The sequence below is a fragment of the Blastococcus aurantiacus genome (assembly GCF_900102425.1).
Lineage (GTDB): Bacteria > Actinomycetota > Actinomycetes > Mycobacteriales > Geodermatophilaceae > Blastococcus > Blastococcus aurantiacus.
In genome coordinates this window covers 325,778-348,232 of record NZ_FNBT01000005.1, presented here as the reverse complement: position 1 = coordinate 348,232, position 22,455 = coordinate 325,778, and the positions used below count along the sequence as shown (strand labels likewise).

21 protein-coding genes are annotated in these 22,455 nt (G+C 73.3%); 6 read left to right on the top strand and 15 right to left on the bottom strand.

Annotation, left to right across the window (positions count from 1 at the left end; genetic code table 11):
• Positions 1-108 precede the first annotated feature (108 nt).
• Positions 109-663, bottom strand: a complete 555-nt coding sequence (locus BLS70_RS12610; RefSeq protein ID WP_091768165.1) for a bacterial proteasome activator family protein — start codon at positions 661-663, stop codon at positions 109-111.
• A gap of 98 nt (positions 664-761) precedes the next feature.
• On the opposite strand from BLS70_RS12610, the gene BLS70_RS12605 reads away from it, so the two are divergent.
• Entirely contained in the window at positions 762-1,988 is a 1,227-nt protein-coding gene (locus BLS70_RS12605) for a cysteine desulfurase-like protein (protein ID WP_091768162.1), read from the top strand.
• Between the two features lie 10 nt (positions 1,989-1,998).
• Here BLS70_RS12605 and BLS70_RS12600 read toward each other — a convergent pair whose 3' ends face one another.
• Both BLS70_RS12600 and BLS70_RS12595 read right to left on the bottom strand, forming a co-directional pair.
• Positions 1,999-2,991, bottom strand: coding sequence for an NAD(P)H-quinone oxidoreductase (locus BLS70_RS12600; protein ID WP_091768159.1), 993 nt, complete (start codon positions 2,989-2,991; stop codon positions 1,999-2,001).
• The gene (locus BLS70_RS12595; RefSeq protein ID WP_091768156.1) at positions 2,979-3,674 is read right to left on the bottom strand and encodes an NAD(P)-dependent oxidoreductase; all 696 of its coding nucleotides are present in this window, start codon (positions 3,672-3,674) and stop codon (positions 2,979-2,981) included. Before BLS70_RS12595 ends, BLS70_RS12600 begins: the two co-directional genes overlap by 13 nt.
• 151 nt (positions 3,675-3,825) lie before the next feature.
• Here BLS70_RS12595 and BLS70_RS12590 point away from each other — a divergent pair, with 151 nt between their 5' ends.
• On the top strand, positions 3,826-4,815 hold the full coding sequence (locus BLS70_RS12590; protein WP_091768153.1) for an AraC family transcriptional regulator: 990 nt from the start codon (positions 3,826-3,828) through the stop codon (positions 4,813-4,815).
• 1 nt (position 4,816) lies between these two features.
• On the opposite strand, the gene BLS70_RS12585 is transcribed toward BLS70_RS12590, so the two are convergent.
• The 5 genes from BLS70_RS12585 to folP all read right to left on the bottom strand — a co-directional run bounded on the left by BLS70_RS12585 (position 4,817) and on the right by folP (position 9,898).
• A complete protein-coding gene (locus BLS70_RS12585; protein ID WP_091768150.1) occupies positions 4,817-5,467 on the bottom strand; it encodes a lysophospholipid acyltransferase family protein in 651 nt (216 codons plus the stop codon).
• Positions 5,468-5,574: 107 nt separating this feature from the next.
• Positions 5,575-7,170, bottom strand: a complete 1,596-nt coding sequence (locus BLS70_RS12580; protein ID WP_091768147.1) for a 4-coumarate--CoA ligase family protein — start codon at positions 7,168-7,170, stop codon at positions 5,575-5,577.
• 87 nt (positions 7,171-7,257) lie between these two features.
• A complete protein-coding gene (locus BLS70_RS12575; protein WP_091768145.1) occupies positions 7,258-7,683 on the bottom strand; it encodes a PaaI family thioesterase in 426 nt (141 codons plus the stop codon).
• 10 nt (positions 7,684-7,693) lie between these two features.
• A complete protein-coding gene (locus BLS70_RS12570) occupies positions 7,694-8,860 on the bottom strand; it encodes an acyltransferase family protein (RefSeq protein WP_091768142.1) in 1,167 nt (388 codons plus the stop codon).
• A gap of 177 nt (positions 8,861-9,037) precedes the next feature.
• Complete coding sequence (gene folP / locus BLS70_RS12565) at positions 9,038-9,898, bottom strand: dihydropteroate synthase (protein WP_091768139.1); 861 nt, start codon at positions 9,896-9,898, stop codon at positions 9,038-9,040.
• A 69-nt stretch (positions 9,899-9,967) separates the two neighbouring features.
• Between folP and BLS70_RS12560 the strand changes: the two genes are divergently transcribed.
• Positions 9,968-10,429: a MaoC family dehydratase gene (locus BLS70_RS12560; RefSeq protein ID WP_091768136.1), complete on the top strand. Its 462-nt coding sequence runs from the start codon at positions 9,968-9,970 to the stop codon at positions 10,427-10,429.
• Between the two features lie 87 nt (positions 10,430-10,516).
• On the opposite strand, the gene BLS70_RS12555 is transcribed toward BLS70_RS12560, so the two are convergent.
• The 3 genes from BLS70_RS12555 to BLS70_RS12545 form a co-directional block, all read right to left on the bottom strand.
• Positions 10,517-10,921: a DUF6463 family protein gene (locus BLS70_RS12555; protein ID WP_091768133.1), complete on the bottom strand. Its 405-nt coding sequence runs from the start codon at positions 10,919-10,921 to the stop codon at positions 10,517-10,519.
• A gap of 77 nt (positions 10,922-10,998) precedes the next feature.
• Positions 10,999-12,255, bottom strand: coding sequence for a serine hydrolase domain-containing protein (locus BLS70_RS12550; protein WP_091768131.1), 1,257 nt, complete (start codon positions 12,253-12,255; stop codon positions 10,999-11,001).
• Between the two features lie 131 nt (positions 12,256-12,386).
• Positions 12,387-12,674, bottom strand: coding sequence for an HU family DNA-binding protein (locus BLS70_RS12545; protein WP_091768128.1), 288 nt, complete (start codon positions 12,672-12,674; stop codon positions 12,387-12,389).
• 272 nt (positions 12,675-12,946) lie between these two features.
• Between BLS70_RS12545 and BLS70_RS12540 the strand changes: the two genes are divergently transcribed.
• On the top strand, positions 12,947-13,870 hold the full coding sequence (locus BLS70_RS12540; RefSeq protein WP_091768125.1) for an aldo/keto reductase: 924 nt from the start codon (positions 12,947-12,949) through the stop codon (positions 13,868-13,870).
• Positions 13,871-13,962: 92 nt separating this feature from the next.
• On the opposite strand, the gene BLS70_RS12535 is transcribed toward BLS70_RS12540, so the two are convergent.
• Together BLS70_RS12535 and BLS70_RS12530 are read right to left on the bottom strand one after the other, a co-directional pair.
• Entirely contained in the window at positions 13,963-14,136 is a 174-nt protein-coding gene (locus BLS70_RS12535) for a DUF1059 domain-containing protein (RefSeq protein ID WP_091768122.1), read from the bottom strand.
• Between the two features lie 54 nt (positions 14,137-14,190).
• Entirely contained in the window at positions 14,191-15,285 is a 1,095-nt protein-coding gene (locus tag BLS70_RS12530) for an EAL domain-containing protein (RefSeq protein ID WP_091768119.1), read from the bottom strand.
• Between the two features lie 173 nt (positions 15,286-15,458).
• Between BLS70_RS12530 and BLS70_RS12525 the strand changes: the two genes are divergently transcribed.
• Entirely contained in the window at positions 15,459-18,173 is a 2,715-nt protein-coding gene (locus BLS70_RS12525; RefSeq protein WP_091768116.1) for a GAF domain-containing SpoIIE family protein phosphatase, read from the top strand.
• 101 nt (positions 18,174-18,274) lie between these two features.
• On the opposite strand, the gene BLS70_RS12520 is transcribed toward BLS70_RS12525, so the two are convergent.
• Both BLS70_RS12520 and BLS70_RS12515 read right to left on the bottom strand, forming a co-directional pair.
• Entirely contained in the window at positions 18,275-20,323 is a 2,049-nt protein-coding gene (locus BLS70_RS12520) for an acyl-CoA dehydrogenase family protein (RefSeq protein WP_091768113.1), read from the bottom strand.
• Positions 20,320-21,009 carry a TetR family transcriptional regulator gene (locus BLS70_RS12515; RefSeq protein WP_255362434.1) on the bottom strand — a complete coding sequence of 230 codons (690 nt, stop codon included), beginning with the start codon at positions 21,007-21,009 and terminating at the stop codon, positions 20,320-20,322. The genes BLS70_RS12520 and BLS70_RS12515 overlap by 4 nt, the downstream gene beginning before the upstream one ends.
• Positions 21,010-21,102: 93 nt before the next feature.
• Between BLS70_RS12515 and BLS70_RS12510 the strand changes: the two genes are divergently transcribed.
• Positions 21,103-22,398, top strand: a complete 1,296-nt coding sequence (locus BLS70_RS12510) for an acetyl-CoA C-acetyltransferase (protein WP_091768107.1) — start codon at positions 21,103-21,105, stop codon at positions 22,396-22,398.
• Positions 22,399-22,455 lie beyond the last annotated feature (57 nt).

Here is a 22,455-nt window from a genome sequence, read left to right as displayed (position 1 = left end):
CCGGCTGCAGCAGCACGGTGGCCCCGACGGCTCCCCGGTAGGCAGCGGAACCGGCCGGTTCACCCGCTCGTGCGACCCAGCCGTCCGTGACCGTGACTCACGGTCCTCCTACAGGTACTGACCGCCACCGGGGCGGAAGTCCGGCTGGGCGGCGGCGCCCTGGCCGCCCGGGAGCGCCCGGCGGCGCATCTCCTCCAGCTGGGCCCGCGCGGCCATCTGCTGGGCGAACAGCGCCGTCTGGATGCCGTGGAACACGCCCTCCAGCCAGCCGACCAGCTGCGCCTGGGCGATCCGCAGCTCGGCGTCCGTGGGGGTCTGGTCCTCGCTGAACGGCAGGGTGATGCGCTCCAGCTCGTCGCGCAGCTCCGGGGCCAGGCCCTGCTCGAGCTCGCGGATGGACGACGCGTGGATGTCGCGCAGCCGGTTGCGGCTGGCCTCGTCCAGAGGCGCTGCGCGCACCTCCTCGAGCAGCTGCTTGATCATGGTGCCGATCCGCATCACCTTGGCCGGCTGCTCCACCATCTCGCTGACCTGCATGGCGCCGCCGTCGCCGTCGTCCCCGTCCTGGGACAGGCCCATCGGGAGGGCGCCCACGGGCTGGCCGTCGGGCCCCACGACGACGACCTGCTGCGGACGTTCGCTGCCGTTGCCGGGTGCAGTCATGCCTCCATCCTGCCCCTCGATCCTGATCGCCGAACGCGCGGTCGACCGGGGCCGGAGCGGCCGCCGGTACGGAGCCCCGGCCAACTAGGGTGCGCAGCATGGAGGCCCGGCTCGACGTCGCTCGGGTTCGTGGCCTCTTCCCCGCCCTGGCCGACGGTTACGTGCACGTCGACGGGCCCGGCGGCGCGCTGCTGCCCGAGGACGTCGCCCGGGCGGTCGGGCACGCATTGCGGATGCCCGTGGCCGAGCGCGGCGGGGTGTTCGCCGCCTCCGCGCGGGCGGAGGGACTGGTCTCGGGTGCCCGCTCGGCGGTCGCCGACCTCGTGGGCGGTGTCGCGGGCGGCGTCGTCCTGGGCGCGAGCATGACGGCGGTGACGTACTCGATGGCCCGGGCCATCGCGAAGGCGTGGCGGCCCGGCGACGAGATCGTGGTGAGCCGGCTCGACCACGACGCCAACATCCGGCCCTGGGTGCAGCTGGCCGAGGAGCGCGGCGTCGCCGTGCGCTGGGCCGAGGTGGACATCGAGACCGGCGAGCTGCCGGCCTGGCAGTACGACGACCTGGTCAACCGCCGCACCCGCCTCGTGGCGCTCACCGCGGCCAGCAGCGCCATCGGCACCTGCCCCGAGGTGCCCGAGATCTCCCACCGGGCGCACGCGGTCGGGGCCATGGTCTACGTCGACGCGTCGCACGCCGCCCCGCACATGTACCTGGACCGCACCGCGCTGGGCGCGGACTTCGTCGCCCTGTCCGCGTCGAAGTGGTGCGGGCCGCACGTGGGCGCCGTCGTCGCCGATCCGCAGCTGCTGGCCCACCTGCACCCCGACAAGCTGCGGTCGATGCCGGACAAGGTCCCCGAGCGCTTCGAGGCGGGTGCCGCGCCCTACGAGCTGTACGCCGGGGTCTCGGCCGCGGTCGACCACCTGGCCGGCCTGAGCGGCGAGACGACCGGCTCCCGGCGCGACCGGCTGCGGGCCTCCATGGGCGCGGTCGCCCGCTACGAGGGCGAGCTGTTCAGCTGGCTGGACCAGGCCCTGCGCGCGATGCGGCACGTGCAGGTGCTGGGCCGCCCGGAGCGGACGACGCCCACGCTGGCGTTCCGCGTGGAGGGCATGCGCCCGCGCCAGGTCGCCGCCGAGCTCAACCGCCAGGGCATCTGCGTGTGGGACGGCGATGCCTACGCCCGCGAGCTGTTCGACGCCTTCGGGATCACCGAGGACGGCGGCGCCGTGCGGCTGGGGCTCATGCACTACAACACCCCGGACGAGGTCGGGCAGGTCATCGACGCGGTCGCCGCGCTGCGCCCCCGCCCAGTGCCCAGGTGAAGGGATTCCGCTAGTTGCCGGGCAGCAGCAGGACCTTGCCGACGTGCTCGCTGGCCTCCACGGCCCGGTGCGCCTCGGCCGCCCGCGACATCGGCAGCCGCCGGTCGACGATCGGTCGGATCGTGCCGCGCTCCACGTCCGGCCACACGTCGCGGCGCACCGCCTCGATGATCTCCGCCTTGCCGCCGGGGCCGGTCGCCGGGCGAGAGCGCAGCGCGGTGGCGTGCACCGCCCCCCGCTTGGACAGCAGCTTGCCGATGTTCAACTCGGCCTTGGCGCCACCCTGCATGCCGATGATCACCAGGCGCCCGCCGACGGCGAGGGCGTCGATGTTCCGGTCCAGGTACTTCGCGCCCATGTTGTCCAGGACGACGTCCACGCCTCGGCCATCGGTCTCCGCGCGCACCCGCTCGACGAAGTCCTCGTCGCGGTAGTTGATCGTCACGTCGGCGCCGAGCTCCCGGCAGACGTCGAGCTTGGCCGGTGTCCCCGCGGTCGTGAACACCCGCGCGCCGGCGCGGGCGGCCAGCTGGATGGCCATCGTCCCGATGCCGCTGGACCCGCCGTGCACCAAGAAACTGTCGCCGCGGCTCAGTCCGGCCAGCAGGAAGACGTTGGACCAGACGGTGCAGACGACCTCGGGCAGGGCCGCCGCCGTCGCCAGCTCCACGCCGGAGGGCCGGGGCAGGAGCTGACCGGCCGGGACGGCGACCCGCTCGGCGTACCCGCCGCCGGAGAGGAGCGCGCACACCTCGTCGCCCACGGACCAGCCGACGACGCCTTCGCCGACCTCGCTGATCACGCCGCTGCACTCCAGGCCGAGGATCTCGCTGGCGCCCTTGGGTGGCGGGTAGAAGCCCTGCCGCTGCATGAGGTCGGCCCGGTTCACCGCGGTGGCGGCGACGTCGACGACCACCTCGCCCGGGCCGCAGACCGGATCGGGGACCTCCGACCAGCCGAGGACGTCGGGGCTCCCGGGTTCGCTGATCGTCACCGCACGCATGCGACGACCCTATGGCCCCGGACGGGGCCGGGAACGGCGCCGGAGATCGACACGCAACGGCCCACGTCGTCGGCACCCGTGGCCAGCCGGGCGAGCACCTCGCCGACGGCGCGGCGGGACACCTTCATGCCCTCCACCGTCCCGTCCGTGGAGCGGGCGGCCGGCTCGTCGCCGTCGGTCAGGTAGACCGGCTGCACCAGCGTCCAGTCCAGCCCGCTGCGACGGACGACGTCCTCCTGCACCTCGTGGTCGGCGATCTGCGGCTTGAGCAGGAGTGCGAAGACCAGCCGGGAGGACAGCGGCAGCAGGTCCCGCGTCTCGCCGACCCCGTACGAGGACTGCACGACCAGGCGCCGCACGCCGTGCTCCCGCATGGCCGCGACGACGGTGGCGGTGCCCCGCGAACGCACGTCCAGCGGCGTCCCGGCCGGGCCCCGCAGCCGCACCCGCATCGGGCTCTCCGTGATGCCGAGCGCCACGACGACGGCGTCCTGACCCCGGACGGCGGCGTCCACGTCCGCCGCGACCGTGGCGTCGCCGTCGACCGGCCGCACACCGGCCTGTCCGCCGAGCACCGCGCTCGCCCGGCGGGCCAGGGCGGTCACCTCGTGCCCGTCCGCGACCAGCGCCGTCACCGCCGCCCGGCCCGATCCACCTGTTGCTCCCACGACCAGCACCTTCATGACCTGCTCCTCTTCCGGTGGTCGCCGGCGGCTGCCGACGGGATCCACCGTGGCGCGGACGGACGGTGCGCAGAATGGCCGCAGATCCCGAAAGCATGACCGTTCGTCCCGCGCGGGTGGACGGACGCAGCCGACGCAGCAGGATGGCGTCATGGACGCGCAGCCGGTCATCCCCTGGGAGCCGGTCGACCCGCTCGGCGGGGTGCTCGGCGACCTGCGGATGCGCGGCACGTTCTACTCGCGCGCCGACGGCACGGCCCCGTGGGGCGTGGAGATGCCCGCGCTGGACGCCTGCATGACCTTCCACGTGATCACCGAGGGCAGCTGCCTGCTCGAGGTGGATGGCGAGGTGCACGCGCTGAGCGCCGGTGATCTGGCGCTGGTCCCGCACGGAAGGGGTCACCTGCTGCGCAGCGGCCCGGGCGCCGCGATCACCGGCCGAGCCGACCTGCTCCCGCAGGACTACCTCGCAGAGCACTACTCGGTGCTCCGCCTCGATGGCGGGGGTGCGGCGACGCAGCTGGTCTGCGGCGTCCTGCAACCCGAACGACCCGGGGCTGCGCACCTGCTCGACCTGCTGCCGCCGGTCCTGCTGATCGATGCCGGGAACGCGGCACGCGGCGGCTGGCTGTCGGTGCTGCTGGGGATGATCACCGACGAGGTGCGGCACGACCGGCCCGGCGCCGAGGCGGTGGTGACCCGGCTGGCCGACGTCGTGGTGATTCAGGCGATCCGCGGCTGGCTGGAGACCGGTGCGACGGGCCCGGGCTGGCTGCGGGCGCTGCGGGATCCGCAGGTGGGGCGGGCGGTCGCGCTGGTGCACCGCGATCCCGGCGCGCCGTGGACCCTCGAGCGCCTCGCCCGCGAGTCGCGGATGTCGCGGTCGACCTTCGCCGCCCGCTTCACCGAGCTCGCCGGGGAACCGGCGCTGCGCTACGTCACCCGGTGGCGGATGCACCTGGCCACCGTCGAGCTGGGCCGCGGAGCCCGGGTGGGAGAGGTGGCCCGCCGGCTGGGCTACGACTCGGAGGCGGCGTTCTCCCGCGCCTACCGGCGGGTGACCGGGATCCCACCGGTGGCCGCGCGGGGCAGGCCCGCCACGGTGGGGGAGGACGCCCGGTCGGCGACCTCGCGGGTGTAGCTCAGGCGGCCTTCTTCTTCTCGGCGTAGCGCGGCACGTACTCCTGGCCGCTGAGCCGCTGGATCGACGCCATCAGGGCGTCGGTGGCGGTGCGCACGTCCGCGCCGGCGACGTCGATCTGCGGGCCGAAGTTGATCGCCACGCGGGGCCGGTGGCGGCCCAGCAGGTCCCGGGGCTGCACCTCGTCGGTGCCGGAGATCCCGACCGGGACGACGGGGACCCCGCAGCTCTGGGCGAGCCGGAGGGCACCGGTACGGCCCCGGTAGAGCCGCCCGTCCGGGGAGCGCGTCCCCTCCGGGAACACCGCCACCATCCCGCCGCGGGCGAGCACCGGCACCGCGGACTCGAACGCCGCGTCCGACGCCGCCCCGCCGGCCCGGTTGACCGGGATGACGCCCAGCCCGTGCATCAGGCCGCGGTTGAGCGCGCCGCGGGGCCCGGTGCCGGTGAAGTACTCCTTCTTGCCCCAGAAGGCGACGTGGCGGGGGATCACCGCGCCGAGGAACAGCTGGTCGGCGAAGGAGAGGTGGTTCGACGCGAGGACCACGCCACCGTCGGCCGGGACGTGCTCCAGTCCGCTGACCTCGGGTCGCCATCCGCCGCGGATGGCCGTGCCGACCGTCTGGACCGTGAGCCAGTAGAGCGGGAGCATCGGGGAGGTCCTCACGTCATCCGGGGCCCGGCCGCCGCGGGATTCGCGGCGGCCGGGTTCCGGTCGTCGTCGTCCAGTACCCCGGAGGACGCCCCGGTGCACTCCGGTCAGGCGCGGGCCTTGAGCTCCTTGCGGAGGATCTTGCCGGCCGAGGACTTCGGCACCTGGTCGATGAACTCCACGAACCGGATCTTCTTGTGCGGCGCGACCTTCTCGCCCATGTAGGCCATGACGGCGTCCTCGGTGAGCTCCGAGCCCTGGGCGCGGACGACGAATGCCTTCGGCAGCTCCTCGCCGCTCTCCTTGTCCGGCACGCCGATGACGGCGGCGTCGGCGATCTCCGGATGGTTGATCAGCACGGCCTCGAGCTCGGCCGGGGCCACCTGGTAGCCCTTGTACTTGATCAGCTCCTTGACCCGGTCGACGACGGTGTAGATGCCGTTGTCGTCCACGATCGCGACGTCGCCGGTGTGCAGCCAGCCCTCGGCGTCGACCGTCGAGCGGGTGGCCTCCTCGTTGTTGAGGTAGCCCTTCATCACCTGCGGCCCGCGCACCCACAGCTCACCGCGCTCGCCCGGTGCGGCGTCCTCGCCCGTGCTCGGGTCGATCAGCCGGCACTCGGTGTTGGGGATGGCGAAGCCGACCGAGCCCTTGGGCACCTCGCCGGAGAAGCCCGGCGGCATCGCGTCGGGGTCGGGGGTGGTGTGCGAGACCGGGGACAGCTCGGTCATGCCGTAGCCCTGGGCCACCGTGACGGAGCCGCCCTTCGCCCGCAGCCGCTGCTCGACGGCCAGCGCCAGCTGCTCGTCGAGCGGGGCGGCGCCGGACAGGATCGACTGGAGCGAGCTGAGGTCGTACTGGTCGACCAGCGGGTGCTTGGCCAGCGCCAGCAGGATGGGCGGGGCGACGAACGCGCGGGTGATCTTGTGGTCCTGGATCGTGCGGAGGAAGTCCTCGAGCTCGAACCGGGGGAGCGTCACCACCGTGCCGCCGAGTGCCAGGCCCTGGTTCATCAGCACGGTCAGGCCGTAGATGTGGAAGAACGGCAGGACGGCGATGATCCGCTCGTCCGCGCCCGTCTTGAGCAGCGGCAGGCACTGCGTCACGTTCGCCACCAGGTTGCGGTGGGTGAGCATGACGCCCTTCGGCAGGCCCGTGGTGCCGCTGGAGTACGGCAGGGTGACCAGGTCCTCGGCGGGGTCGATGTCCACCTGCACGCTCGGCGCATCGGCGCCCAGCAGGTCGAACAGGTTGGCGTGCCCCTCGGCGCCGTCGAGCACGACGATCTCGTCGACGGGCGACTTCTCGGCCGCGGCCGTGGCCCGGTCGAGGAACATCGAGATGGTGATCAGGATCTTGGCGCCCGAGTCCTTGAGCTGGAAGGCGATCTCGTCGGGCGTGTAGAGCGAGTTGATCGGGCTCATGACGCAGCCCGCGGCCGCGATGCCGTGGAAGACCACGGGGAACCACTGGGTGTTGGGGCAGAAGACGGCGACGACGTCGCCCTTGCGCAGGCCCCGGGCGTGGAGGTTCGCGGCGACCCGGTCGACGTACTGGGCCAGCTGCCCGTGGGTGATGACGTCGCCCTTGAGGCCGTCGATGAGTGCGGGTGCGTCGGGTCGCTCCCGGCCTGCTGCCAGGACGGCCTCGGGGACCGACTTGTTCGGGATCTCTACGTCCGGAAACGGGCTGGCCAGTGCCACGGGGTTCCTCCTCGATGCTGGTGTGGCGCCAGTCTCACATCCGGCGTGTCGGCCGTCACCAGGGGGCTGGCCGCGGCATCGCGGCGTCTAGCGGGGCCAGAGCACCGACTGGGTGCAGCGGAACAGGGCGATCGTCTTCCCGGACTCCGCGTTGCGCACCACGGCGTCCCAGACCTGCGTCGTCCGCCCGGCATGGGCGACGGTGGCCTCGCAGGTGATGCGGCCCTCCCGTGCGGTGCTCAGGTGGTTGCTCTTCAGCTCGATGGTGGTGAACCCGGAGGACCCCTCGGGCAGCAGCGCGCGCGTGGGCAGTCCGCAGCTGGTGTCGGCGAGGGTGACCACGGTGCCCGCGTGCAGGTAGCCGTTCGGGGCCAGCAGCTCCGGGCGGACGTCGAGGTGCGAGGTCAGCCGGCCCGGCTCGTGGGTGTCGACGACGATGCCCAGCAGCCCGGGGAAAGTGCCCGGGAGGAGGTCGTTGAGCTCGTCGGCGGTCAGGTATCCCGTGGCGGACATGGGAGCGAAGCTAGCGAGTGGGCCCGCCGGTCAGCGCAGGGGCGTCCCCGCGGGCGGTCGCCTCGGCGGGCTCGGCGGGGGCCGTCGCTGCCGGCGGCGTGGCCGGGTGTCGCAGCACGTCCACGAGGGCGGCCGGCGCCCCCACGACGACTCCCAGGGTCCGGTCGAAGGCCGGTCGCCAGAAGCTGCGTCGCTCGACGGCGACGTGGATGAGCCAGGCGATGCCCAGCACCGCGACGACCTGACCGGCGAACAGCCACCACCGGTTCTCCTCGGTCCCGAACCGGGAGAACACCATGTAACCGAAGTGGGCGTGGATCAGGTAGACGGGGTACGTCAGCGCGCCGAGCAGGGCGGCGTGCCGGAGACGCAGACGGGCCACCGCCGGCAGGCACGTGCTCAGGACCGACAGCAGGCTGACCACGAGGACGGCGGCCACGACCGGCTGCGAGTACTCCAAGCCGGTGCTGGCCGCGCGGCTCGCCGTCTCGTCCACGATGGTGTGGTGGAAGCCCACCAGGACCGCCGCGGTCAGGGCGGCGACGTTGAAGACGCCGGGGCCTGACCGCCGGATGCTGGCGACCATCGCGCCGACCGCGAACAGCGCGTAGAAGCCGCCGGCGAGCGGGTGCTCCGCGTGTTCGGGCGCCAGCAGCCGGATGGCGAGCATGACGAACGCCCAAGTGCCCAGGACCAGGTCCAGGCGCTTCCCCGCGCCGACGAGCAGCACGACCGCCACCAGGGCGTAGAAGTACAGCTCGTAGAGCAACGTCCAGTACACGCCGTCGACGGCCCACTGCCCCAGCTCGGTGGGGAACATGGTCAGGTTGACGACGACCTGCTCGGCGGTCACCGCGAGCCGGTCGGTGCCGATGACCAGCGTGAGGGCACTGGTGAAGGCCACGGCGACCCAGAACGCCGGGTAGAGCCGCACCGCCCGCCCGACCACGAACTCGCGGGCCGTCCGGCCGAGGGCCGAGTAGCTGATGACGAACCCGCTGATCATGAAGAACAGGTCGACGCCGAGGTAGCCGTACTTCGCGACGTCGACCGGGCCGGCGAAGTCCAGCGTCGCCACCTTGCCGTTGCCGATCCCGCTGACCAGGTAGTGGAAGCAGAGCACCGCCATCGCAGCGACGAACCGGAGCACGTCGAGCAGCTCCAGGCGGTGGTTCATGGGTCTGATCGCAGTGGGCTCGACCACCGTGGTCTCCGTTTCTCCTGGCCGCGGTGGCTGAGGGGACGACGAGGCATCGTCACACGCGCCCGTTGCTGCTGCCGTGACCACCGCCGGTGAGTCGTGGAGCGGCCACCCGCTGCGGGTCCGACCGCTGGGGCCCGGGTGTGGTGACGCTCAGGCGAGGCCGCGGACGGTGCGCAGCGGCGGCCGGGTGCCCTGGATCGAGGCCACCATGTCCAGCGTCTGCCGGGTGGGGGCGACGTCGTGGGCACGGAACACCCGGGCGCCGAGCCAGGCGCTCACCGCCGTCGACGCCAGGGTGCCGGTGAGCCGCTCCTCCAGGGGCACGCCGAGGGTCTCCCCGACGAAGTCCTTGTTCGACAGCGCCACGAGCACCGGCCAGCCGGTCGCGACCAGCTCGTCCAGCCGCCGCGTCGCCTCCAGCGAGTGCCGGGTGTTCTTGCCGAAGTCGTGCCCGGGATCGATGAGCACCCGCTCGCGGTCGACCCCCGCCGCCACGGCCGCCTCGGCGAGCGCCGTCGTCCGCGCCACGATGTCGGCGACGACGTCGTCGTACTGCACCCGGTGCGGGCGGGTGCGCGGCGGCAGCCCGCCGGCGTGCGTGCAGACGATGCCGGCCCCCGTCTCCGCCGCGACGGCCGCCAGCTCGGGGTCCACCCCGCCCCAGGCGTCGTTCACGATGTCCGCGCCTGCCGCGAGGGCCTCCCGCGCCACCTCCGCGCGCCAGGTGTCGATCGAGATCGGCAGCGCCGGGTGCGCGGCACGGATGGCGCCGACCAGGTCGACGGTGCGCCGGATCTCCTCCGCGGCGTCCACGTCCTCGCCCGGAGCCGCCTTCACGCCCCCGACGTCCACCATGTCCGCGCCCTCGGCGACCACCCGGTCCACCCGCTCGACGGCGGCGGCCAGCTCGAAGGTCGCGCCGCGGTCGTAGAACGAGTCGGGGGTCCGGTTCACGATCGCCATGACGACGAAGGCGCCGTCCGGCACGTCCAGCGCACCCAGTCGCAGCAACCCGTTCCTCCGCACGCTCGCCCGGTGTGGTGGAGTCAGCCAACCAGACACCAGTGGAGGGACGAGCAGATGGCGCAGACCACCGTCGACGGCGTCGAGGGCGTGCAGAGCCTGGTCGGGCAGCACCTCGGCTACAGCGACTGGGTGACGATCACCCAGGAGCAGGTCCAGCAGTTCGCGGACGCCACGGGTGACCAGCAGTGGATCCACGTCGACCCGGAGCGCGCGAAGCAGCACAGCCCCTTCGGCGGCCCGATCGCGCACGGCTACCTGACCCTGTCGCTGCTGCCCTCGCTCGTGCCGCAGATCGTCACGATCACGGGCTTCAGCATGGGCGTGAACTACGGCACCGAGAAGGTGCGCTTCCCCTCGCCGGTGCCGGTGGGCGCCCGGGTGCGGGCCGGCGCCACCATGGAGTCCGCGACCCCGTTCGCCGGCGGCGTCGCGATGAATCTCGGTGTGACGATGGAGATCGAGGGCGGTACCAAGCCCGCGATGGTCGCCACCGTCGTCTACCGCCGCTACGTCTGACCCACCCCGCTCTTCCGCGGAAAAGCGGTCTGCTTTTCCGCGGAAAAGCAGACTGCTTTTCCGCGGAGAAGCAGGGTGGGGCGTCCGTCAGGCGTCCAGGGCGCGGCCCCGGCGCAACAGCCACAGGCCGATCGGCACCGCGGCGGGGAAGCCCGACCGCGGCATGACGGCGGTCCCCATCGCGCCCAGGGCCAGGGTGGTGCCGCCGGCGACCCGCACGGCGCGGCCGTCACCGGCCCGGAGCGCGGCCTCGGTCAGGTAGCCGAAGCCGGACACCAGCGGCGCGGCGAACATGAACCAGAAGCCGGCCGCGCGGGCGCCGCGGGCGTCCTCGGTGTCGAAGATGCCGTCCCCCACCGCGCGCACCACGCCGGCCCGGACGATGTCGCGCAGCGGCTCGCCGTACGCCACGAGACCCCACACCGCGTGACCGAGCCCGAGCGCCACGAGCGTGGAGCCGGGGGAGAGCCGGCGACGTCCGTCGATGTCCATGGCCGACCGTAGCCTCGGGCCCCCTGCCTTACCGCGGAAAGGCGGGCCGCCTTTCCGCGGTAAAGCGGGGGTGTGGATCAATCGACGAGGGCCTGGTTGACCAGCTGGCGCAGGTAGTTGCGGATCGGCAGGGTGCTCGAGGGCAGCAGCTGGGTGAAGAACTGCACCGTCACGTCCTCGACCGGGTCGACGTAGAACGCCGTGGACGCCGCGCCGCCCCAGCTGTAGTCACCCGGGCTGGACAGCACGCCGTAGGCCGCCGGGTCCAGGACCATCGAGAAGCCCAGGCCGAAGCCGACCCCGCGCATCGGCGTCTCGGCGAACAGCGGCCGGCCGTAGGTCACCAGGTCGGCGTTGCCGGGCAGGTGGTTGGTCCGCATGTGCCGGATGGTCCGCGAGCTGAGCAGGCGCCCGCCGTCGTAGGAGCCGCCGCGGCGCAGCATCTCGACGAAGCGCAGGTAGTCACCCGCCGTGGAGACCAGCCCGCCGCCACCGGACAGGAAGTCGGGCTTGCGGTGGGCGCCCCGGTCCATGGCCTCGCTGAACGTCATGCCCGAGGAGGGCCCGCCCGGCTTGCCCGGCGTCGCCAGGTACAGGCGGGCCAGCGTCTCGGGGTCGTCCTCGGGGCGCAGGCCGAAGGAGGTGTCCTGCATGCCGAGCGGGGCGAAGATGCGGGAGGCGAAGAACTCGTCCAGCGGCTGGCCGGAGATCACCTCGACGAGCCGGCCGAGGACGTCGGTGGACACGCCGTAGTTCCACTCGGTGCCCGGCTGGAAGACCAGCGGGGCCGAGGCCCACTGCCGGCAGACCTCGGCGGAGTCCGCGCCGCGCGGGCTGCCCCACTCGTGGCCCATGGCGCGGTAGATGGCGTCCACCGGGTGGGCGTGGTGGAAGCCGTAGGTGAGGCCGGAGGTGTGGGTGAGCAGGTGCCAGACGCGGATCGGCTCGATCTGCGGGACGGTCACGGGCTTCTGCGCGGAGCCCGCGACGTAGACGCGCGTCTCGGCGAACTCGGGGAGCCACTTGGTGATGGGGTCGGTGAGCTCGAAGGCCCCCTCCTCGTACAGCATCATCGCCGCGACCGAGGTGACCGGCTTGGTCATCGAGAAGATGCGCCAGCGGGTGTCGTCCTCGACGGGGAGGCCGGCGTCCATGTCGCGGTGGCCCCCGCGGCCGACGTGCACCAGCTTGCCGTGCCGGGCGACGGTGACCAGGAAGCCGGGCAGCTGCCCGTCGTCCACCCAGCGGGACAGCCGCCGGTCCAGCCGCTCCAGCCGTCCGGCGTCGAAGCCGACCTCTGCCGGGTCGGTGCTGACCGTCAGATCACTGCCCACGTGGACCTCCGCTGCCCTGTGCGCCGACCGCCGTCGGGCGGCGCCTGCACCCGCATCCTGACCCATGGCACTGTGGCCCGGACCACACGGGTGCGGCGCGACGCCCGACGGCGGTCGGCGGAGCGCTCAGGTCAGGAGACCGGGACGGCGCTCGCAGCCTTCTTGAGGTTCGAGCCGGCGGTCACCTTGACGGTGTTCGCGGCCGCGATCTCGATCGTCTCGCCGGTCTGCGGGTTGCGGCCCGTGCGAGCGGAGCGCTGCGTGCGCTCGACGGTCAGCAGGCCGGAGACGGCGACCTTGTCGCCGCGGGTGATGGCGTCGACGAGCTCCTCCTGGAGACCGGCGATGACGGCGTCCACGGTCGAGGCCGGCACGTCGGCGCGCTTGGCGATGGCGGAGACCAGTTCAGCCTTGTTCATGAGCATCCTTTCGTTGGGGGGTGGCAGGTGCCTCGGTTCGACACCTGGCCGACGCCCCGGGCGCGATCTGCGCCGTGGGGAGTCCGGGTCCACGCCACACGGCGCAGGGGTCCGGGTCCGGCCAGACGAGAGCCGGACCCGGGGCACGCTGCCATGTCGGCCCGACAATCCGCCAGTGGGCGGCGATTTCTGGCCGCCGGATGGCTCGCAGGTCACACCTGCCACAGCTCCTGAGGCGCGCAGGTGTGCTCCGGCCCACATAGCGTGGGGACATGCCGCAGATCCCCGGGACCGACCTGACCGTGAGCGATCTGTGCCTGGGCGGCAACGTGTTCGGCTGGACCGCGGACGCACCGACGTCCTTCGCCGTCCTCGACCGGTTCCTCGACGCCGTGAACCCGCAGCCGGCGTTCGTCGACACCGCCGAGATGTACGGCAACGGAGCGTCGGAGCAGATCCTCGGCGACTGGATGGCGGCCCGAGGTGCCCGCGACCGGGTGGTGGTCGCGACCAAGGCCTCGCCGGGGAAGAAGCAGCACCCGCTGTCGGCGGGGGAGATCCGCTCGGCGGCCGAGCGCTCGCTGCGGCTGCTGCAGACCGACCGCATCGACCTCTACTACGCCCACTACGACGACGCGACGACGCCGCTGGAGGAGACGCTCACCGCGTTCGACGAGCTCGTGCGGGCCGGCAAGGTGCGGTACGTCGCGGCGTCGAACTACTCGGCGGCGCGGCTGACCGAGGCGCAGGAGACCGCGCGGCGGCTGGGCGTCGGCGGGTACACCGCGCTCCAGATGCACTACAACCTCATGGAGCGCGAGGCCTTCGAGGGCGAGCTGCGCGACGCCGTGCAGGCGCAGGGGATCGGGACGCTGCCCTACTTCGGGCTGGCCAAGGGCTTCCTCACCGGCAAGTACCGGGCGGGGGAGCAGATCGACTCACCGCGCGCCAAGGGTGCGGCGGCCTACGTGGGGGAGCGCGGCGACCGCGCGCTGACGGCGCTGGGCGCCGTCGCCCGGGAGCACGGCGTGCCCGTGCCGGCGGTGGCACTGCGCTGGCTGGCCGACCGGCCCACGGTGGTGGCGCCGATCGCGTCGGGCCGGACGGTCGAGCAGCTGGCCGACCTGCTGCCGATGCGCGACCTCGTGCTCACCGACGACCAGCGTGAGCAGCTGGACACGGCCAGCGCTGCCTAGGGTCCGGCGCCGGAGCTCGACGCCGGAGCCTGGAAGGCCCCCTCCGGAGGCTCGGCCCGAGCCTGCGAGGGCTGGGAGGGAGGGGTCCTCTTTCAGACGGTGGTGATGAGGCTGCGCACCGTGGCCTGCAGCTCGGGGCCGACCTCGTCGATGCCGTGCTCCGCGGCGGCGTGCGGCACGCACTGCGCGAAGATGCCCTGCTCGTCCTGGGCGGTGAAGGTGGCGCCGCATCCGGGGATGACGTCGCCGCAGGCGAAGCGCTTCATGTGTGGACTCCTCGTCGGTGGATCGGTGTGCGACTGGCCGGGGTCCGGTGGGGGTCAGCGGGCCGTCCGCGCCGCGGCGATGAGGTCCTCGATGCGCAGGATCCCGAGCACGTGGCCCGTGGGATCGGTGCAGACCACCGGCTCCCAGCGGTGGGCGGGCGCGCGGGTCAAGGCGCGCTGCAGGGTCTCGTGGATGTCGGTCGACGGGTGCACCCGGAGCGACACCGGCGTGGTGTAGACCTCCGCCGTCCGCGGGTCGCTGAGCAGCAGCGCGGCGGGCTCGCCGTGCTGCCCGACGAGCACCGCCGGCGGGATGCCGGGCACGTCCTCGCCCTGGGCGCACTGGCGCACCGGCCGCAGGAGGCTCGCCACGCTCTCGGTGAGCCGGGCACGGGCCACCTGGGCGCGGACCAGCCGGGTCACCTCGGGTGCCAGCGGGGCGAAGGTCGGTCCGGGGCGGCCGAGCAGCCAGCCCTGGGCCAGGGGGACGCCGAGCTGCGCGAAGGCGGCCAGCTCGGCCTGGGTCTCGATGCCCTCGGCGAGCAGCCAGGCGTCGATGCGGCCGGCGAACTCGCCCACCATCTCGGCCAGGGCCATGCGCACGGGGTCGGCGTCGGCGTCGGCCACCAGCGCCCGGTCGAGCTTGACCAGCTGCGGGCGCAGGGCGGCCATCTGCTGCAGCCCGGAGTAGCCGCTGCCGGCGTCGTCGAGGGCGATGAGCGCGCCGCGGCCGCGCAGCGCGTCGGTCTGCCGACGCAGTGCGGCGAGGTCGTCGACGGGCGTGTGCTCGGTCAGCTCGACGACGACGCGGTGCAGGTCGGGGCGGGTGGCCAGCGCGTCCCCCACCGGTGGGGCGCCGAGCAGGTGGGGGCTGACGTTGACGGTGAGGAACGTGTCGTCGGGCAGGGCCGGGACGACGGCCAGCGCCTTGTGGATGGCCAGGGCCTCGAGCTCGGCGGCGATCCCCGCCTCGGCCGCGGCGGCGAACCACACGTCGGGGCCGGCGGAACCCGGGAAACGGGCCAGCGCCTCGTACCCGGCCACCGTGCCCGTCTCGAGCCCCACGATCGGCTGGAACGCCAGCGTCAGGTCGTCGGGGTCGGCCAGCAGCGGACGGCAGTCCGGCAGACCCGTGCGTGTGCCGAGCATGACCTGACCATCGGACGGACCGGCGCCGTCCTTGAGGGGAGCGGCCCGCCTCACCCCGGCGGGGGAGCGGGCGCCACGGACGGCGCCGTCCCGTTTCCCGGCCGGAGCCGTGCAAGCATGCTTCTGGCGGTGACCGTCCCGGCGCCGTCACCACGGCCGGAGGGGAGCCCGAGGTGCCCGGCTCGCAGGTGACCGCCGCGGTCGAGGACGCCCTCAGCGACCCGGTGCGCATCGCCGCCGCCCGCCGGCTGCTGTCCGAGGTCTCGGGGCCCGCCGCCTACGACCGCTTGTCGGGCCTGGCCGCCCGCCTGGTCGGGGCCGGCCACGCGAAGGTCACCCTCTTCACCGACGAGGACCTCGTCGTGGGCGGGCACGGCCTGCCGCCGGGCGTGGTGGGCGGGCCGGCGCTGCTCACCGGTCCGCTGTCGGCGATGGTCGTGGCGAGCGGCAGCCCGCTCGTTGTCCCCGATGCACGGGCCGACGACCGCACGGCCGGCCTGCCCGCGGTGACCGCGGGGCAGGTGGGCGCCTACCTCGGCTCTCCGTTGACGACGGCGGCCGGGCACGTGGTCGGCGTGCTCGCCCTCTACGACCCCGAGCCGCGCCCGTGGACCGGTGACGAGGCGGAGCTGCTGCGGCAGCTGGCGAGCTCGGTGGTGGCCGAACTCGAGCTCGCGGCGGCCAGGGCCGCCGTCACGTCGTCCAGCCGGCGCCTCGACGTCGCCCTGGAGGCGAGCTCGGTCGGCATCTGGGAGGTGGACCTGCGGCGCGGCGAGATGGACTGGGACGAGCGCAGCGCCGCCATCTTCGGGCACGAGGGGGCGATGCGGCTGCCCATGGACCTGCTCATGTCCGAGTACGTGCACCCCGACGACCGGAAGTCGGCCGGGCAGATCATGCAGGAGGCCATCGACGCCCGGGCGCAGTACACGATCGAGCTGCGCGTGCTTCGGCGTGGCGGTGGCATCCGCTGGATCGTGTGCCGGGGCCGCGTCCTCTCCGACGCCGACGGGGAGCCGGAACGGATCATCGGCACCGTCCTGGACGTGACCGACGCGCGGGACCAGGCCACGTCGCAGCTGGTGGCGGTGCAGCGGACGGCCGCGATCGCCGCGGTGGCCGCGGAGGTGGCCAATGCCACCGGCATCGGGCAGCTCGCGGAGATCACGCTGCGCGGCGCCGAGGTGCTCGGTGCGGTGTCCGGCGGCGTGGCCGTGAACGAGCCGGACGGCGCGACCGCGCGGCTGTACCTCGGTCAGCGCATCGTGGACACCTTCGACGCCGGCTACGAGGCCGCCGAGGGCTTGCTCATCGAGCTCGACGACCGTCTGCCCACCCAGTACACCGCCCGTACCGGCGAGTGGGTGCTGCTCGCCACCGCCGAGGAGGGCGTGGTCCGCTTCCCGGCGATGGCCGGGGTTTCCGAGGCTCTGGGCCTGCGGGCGCTCGCGGCGCTGCCCCTGGTGGTCGAGGGCCGCGTGCTGGGCAGCTTCGTCGCCTACTGGACCACCGACCACACCTTCGACGCCGACGAGCTCCGGCTGCTCGAGGGGCTGACCGCGCAGATCGCGGTGAGCATCTCGCGGCTGCGGGCCGACGCCGCGCGCGACAGCGCGGTGAGGGCGATGACGCAGGCCAACCAGCGGCTCTCGCTGCTGGCCGAGGCCGGGCGGGTGCTGTCGAGCACGCTGGACATCGGCGAGCAGCTCCAGCGCCTGGCCTCGCTGGTCGTCCCGAGGCTGGGCGACTGGTGCTGGATCGTCACCACCGACGAGCACGGCCGGCTGCAGGAGTCGGCCAGCGCGCACCGCGACCCCGGCCGGGACGAGCAGGTGGCGGCCTACGTGCGGATGATGCTGCAGGCGGTCACGCCCGAGAGCGCACCCAAGGTGGTCTTCCGCACCGGGCAGCCGCTGGTCATCCCGAGCCTGACGCCCGAGCGCATGGCGGTCTCGCTCACGGACCCGGACGCGCGCGCGGCGCTGCTGGCGCTGGCGCCGTCGTCGGCCGCGGCCGTGCCGCTGACCATCCGGGGCCAGACCGTCGGCGTGCTGTGCCTGCTCAACGGCGCCGAGCGGGGGGCGCACCCGCCGGCGGACGTCGAGACCGCGGTGGAGGTGGGGCGCCGCGCCGGCATGGCGCTGCACCACGCCCGCCTCTACGGCCAGCAGCGGGCGCTCGCCGACGCGCTCCAGCGGAGCATGCTCACCGAGCCACCGCGGATCCCGGACTGCGAGATCGTGGTGCGCTACGTGCCGGCCGCCGCGGGCGCCGAGATCGGCGGCGACTGGTACGACGCCTTCCGGCAGTCCACCGGGACGACCGTGCTGGCGATCGGCGACGTCGTCGGGCACGACACCCGGGCGGCCGCCGCCATGGGCCAGGTGCGCAGCCTCCTGCGCGGCATCAGTTTCTCCAGCGGCGGGTCGCCGGCCGGGGTGCTGACCGAGCTCGACCGGGCGCTTGACGGGCTGGGCGTGCACACGATGGCGACCGCGCTCGTGGCACACCTCGAGCCGGGCGACGGCGGCGAGATGCTGCTGCGCTGGTCCAGCGCCGGACACCCGGCACCGGTGCTGCTCGACGCGTCGGGAGGGACCCGGCTGCTGGACGGCACGACGGCCGACCTGCTGCTCGGCGTCGACCCGGACTCCGACCGTGAGGACCGGACCGCCGTCCTCCGGCCCGGGACGACGGTGCTGCTGTACACCGACGGCCTGGTCGAGCGGCGGGACCGGGACATCGACGCGGGCACCGACGAGCTGCTCCGGGTCCTGGGCGAGTGCGCGGGCCTGCCGCTGGACCAGGCGTGCGACCGGGTGCTGCGGCGGATGTTCCTGCCCGACGCCGAGGACGACGTCGCCGTCCTCGCCGTCCGGCTGACCTGACCCGAGCCCGCGAGGGGCAGGTCAACCGGAACGGTCTGGAACCGGCCACCCTTCAGGGGCCCGCGCCGAGCCTGCGAGGCGTGGGGTGAAGGGTGGTCCTTTCACTGGCCCGGGGGGACGTCGACGGCGGTGGCGGTGCCCTCCGGAGTGCTCTGGCCGTTCTGCGCGCGGAGCTCGGCGTCCCGGGCGGCCATGGCCTCCTGGCGGGCGGGCTCCTCGACCAGGATCGCCGCGGCCTTCCACCCGTCCGGGATGGCGAAGCCGTCGACCAGCGTGACCAGGTGCGGCCGCAGCTCCCGGAGCAGCTGGTTCACCGTGGAGGTGAGCAGCTTGGCGCGGGCCGGGGTGAGCTGCCCGTGCTCCAGGAACCAGGCCTTGTCCGCCTCGATGGTCGAGAGCGCGTAGAGGTCGCAGAGGGTGTCCAGCAGCTGGCGGGCCGCCGGCTCCTCGGTGCGGTCGACGCCGGCGACGAAGGACTCCAGCACGATGCGCTCGATGTGCGTCTGGGCCGCCTTGAGCACGTGGTCCTGGACGTCGTTGAACATGTCGAACGGCGCCATGCCCTCGGTCGTCGAGTTCTTCCGCAGCCGCCGGGTCGCACCCTCCAGGGAGTGCTTCTCGCGGAACTCGAACATCTTGAGCTGCCAGCCGCGGTCGAGCATCGGCACGTCGTCCACACCGGGGACGGCGTCGACGAGCCGGGCGATCAGCGCGCGGGCCGCCGTCCGCTCCAGGACCGTCTCGCGGACCATGTCGGCCACGAACCCGACCCGGCCCCAGCCGTCCAGCGAGCCGAAGTTGTCGCGGTAACCGGTGAGCAGCCCCTTCGCGACCAGCTGGAGCAGGACGGTGTTGTCGCCCTCGAACGTCGTGAAGACGTCGGTGTCGGCCTTGAGGTGCGGCAGCCGGTTCTCCTGCAGGTAGCCCGCACCGCCGCACGCCTCGCGGCACATCTGGATGGTCTGGGTGGCGTGCGCGGTCTGGGCCACCTTGAGCCCGGCGGCCCGCGACTCGAGCTCGCGCTGGGCCTGCTCGTCGATCTCCTGGCCGTGCACGTGCACCGCCGTCTGCACGTCGTGCATGGTCTCGACCAGCTCGCCCTGCGCGAAGTGCAGCGCGTAGGTCTTGGCCAGCGCCGGCAGCAGCTTGCGCTGGTGCACGAGGTAGTCGTTGATGACGATCTCGCGCTCCTCGCCGGGGGCGGCGAACTGGCGACGCGCCTCGCCGTACCGGACGGCGATGTCCAGGGCCAGCTTGGTCGCCGAGCCCGCCGAGCCGCCGACGCTGACCCGCCCGCGCACCAGCGTGCCGAGCATGGTGAAGAAGCGGCGGGTCTCGTTCTCGATCGAGCTGGTGTAGGTGCCGTCCTCGGCGACCTGCCCGTAGCGGTCCAGGAGCATGTCCCGCGGCACGCTGACGTGGTCGAAGCTCAGGCGGCCGTTGTCGACGCCGGGCAGGCCCGCCTTGGGTCCGTCGTCGCCGATGGTGACGCCGGGCATCGGGTTGCCCTGCTCGTCGCGGATGGGCACCAGCCAGGCGTGCACGCCGTGGTTCTTGCCCTGGGTGACCAGCTGGGCGAAGACGACCGCCATCCGGCCGTCCTTCGCCGCGTTGCCGATGTAGTCCTTGCGGGCGGCCTCGTGCGGGGTGTGCAGGTCGAACGTCCGGGTGGCGGCGTCGTAGGTGCAGGTGGTGCGCAGCTGCTGGACGTCGGAGCCGTGGCCGGTCTCGGTCATGGCGAAGCAGCCGGGCAGGGCGAAGCTCATGACGTCGCGCAGGTACTCGTCGTGGTGGCGCTTGGTACCCAGCAGCTGCAGCGCGCCCCCGAACAGACCCCACTGGACGCCGGTCTTGACCATGATCGACAGGTCGTTGAACGCGACCATCTCGATCGAGGTGACGGAGCCGCCGGAGTCGTCCTGGCCGCCGTACTCCTTCGGGAAGCCCAGGACGACGCGGCCGGAGTCGGCCAGCTTCTTCGCCGCGCGGGTCACCCGCTCGCGGGCCTCGGCCATCGTCTCGCCGTAGACCGGCAGGAAGTCCGGGTCGTCGAGGTTCTCCCGGGCGTCGCGGCGCACGTGCGCCCAGCGGCCGTCCAGCACCTCGCGGAGGACCTCCGGGTCGACCGCGGCGTTCAGGGTGTTCGTCACTGTGCCTCCAACGGGTGCGCGGGTGCCACGACGCCGGAGAGTCCGGCCCAGGCGAGATCGGTCAGGTGTGCGGCCAGTTCGGTGCGGAGCATGGGGCGCCCGGCCCGCAGCCACCAGTCGGCGGCCGAGCGGACCATCCCCACGAGGCCGTGGCCCCATGCGTCGGCGGGGCCGGGGTCGCGTCCGGCCTGTTCGAGGGCCAGCGCCATGAGTGCGGCGGCCTGGTCGCCGACGAGGTCGGCCAGGTTGGCGATCGGGTCGGCGCCCTCGACCGGGTGCTGGGACACGACGAAGCGGTAGACCTCCGGCTCGGCCTCCAGGAAAGCGAGGTACGTGCCGATGGCCGCCGCGGTCATCTCGTGCGGGTGCGAGCTGCTGCGCATCGCCGTCCGCAGCTCGGCGAGCAGCCGGCCGGCCACCTCGCTGCAGACGGCGACGTAGAGCTGCGACCGGTCGGCGAAGTGCCGGTAGACGACGGTCTTGCTGGTACCCGCCTCGGCGGCGATCTCGTCCATGCCGACGCCGGCGCCGTGCCTGCCGACGGCGGTGAGTGTCGCCTGGACGAGTTGTTCGCGCCGCGCGCGGCGGTGCTCGTCCCATCTCGAGTCGCGACGGTCGCGCCGCTGCGTCACATTTCCGGAGGCGCGCAGGGTGGTCCCGGCCTCGCCGTGCGGGTCGCTGCCCACGTGCGAGGAGCGTCTCACCGCCTCGGCTTTCATGTGAACAACAGTACCGCGTACTCTGAGTACCGGCCACTCACCCGAACCCCGGAGGTCCCCATGGCTGACACCTCGAAGCCGGCAACCCGCAAGGCGGCGATCGTCGGCGGGAACCGGATCCCGTTCGCGCGGTCCAACACGGCGTACGCGCAGGCGTCCAACCAGGACATGCTCACCGCGACGCTCGACGGGCTCGTCGCCCGCTTCGGGCTGCAGGGCGCGCAGGTCGGCGAGGTCGTCGCCGGCGCCGTCCTCAAGCACGCCCGCGACTTCAACCTGACCCGCGAGTCGGTGCTCGGCTCGACCCTGGCCGCCACGACGCCGGCCTACGACATCCAGCAGGCGTGCGGCACCGGCCTCGAGGCCGCGGTCCTCGTGGCCAACAAGATCGCCCTCGGGCAGATCGAGTCCGGCATCGCCGGCGGCGTCGACACCACGTCCGACGCCCCGCTGGCCGTCGGCGACGACCTGCGCCGCGTGCTGATCTCGCTCAACAACGCCAAGACCATGGGCGACCGGCTGAAGGCGCTCGCGAAGATCCGCCCCGGCCAGCTGGTGCCGGACATGCCGCGCAACGCCGAGCCCCGCACCGGCCTGGCGATGGGCGACCACGCGGCGATCACCGCCAAGGAGTGGGAGATCGGCCGCGAGGAGCAGGACGAGCTCGCCGTGCGCTCGCACCACAACATGGCCGCCGCCTACGAGCGCGGCTTCTTCGACGACCTGGTGACGCCGTTCCTCGGCCTGACCCGGGACAACAACCTGCGGCCCGACTCGAGCCTCGAGAAGCTGGCCAAGCTCAAGCCGGTGTTCGGCAAGGGCGAGGGCGCCACGATGACCGCGGCCAACTCCACGCCGCTCACCGACGGCGCGTCGGCCGTCCTGCTGGCCTCCGACGAGTGGGCCGCCGAGAAGGGCCTGCCGGTGCTGGCCCACCTGGTGGACGCGCAGACCGCGGCCGTCGACTACGTGCACGGCGGCGAGGGCCTGCTCATGGCGCCGGTCTACGCGATGCCGGTGATGCTGGCCCGCAACGGCCTGACCCTGCAGGACTTCGACTTCTACGAGATCCACGAGGCCTTCGCCTCCACGGTCCTGTCGACGATGAAGGCCTGGGAGGACCCGGCGTTCTGCAAGGAGAAGCTGGGCCTCGACGCGCCGCTGGGCTCGATCGACCGGTCGAAGCTCAACGTCTACGGCTCGTCGCTCGCGGCCGGGCACCCCTTCGCCGCCACCGGTGGCCGGATCGTGGCCTCGCTGGCGAAGATGCTGCACGAGGCGGGCCCGGGCAAGCGCGGCCTGATCTCCATCTGCGCCGCCGGCGGCCAGGGCGTCGTCGCCATCCTCGAGTCCTGACCCCCACGTCCTGCTCTACCGCGGTAAAGCGGCCTGCTTTTCCGCGGTAAAGCAGGG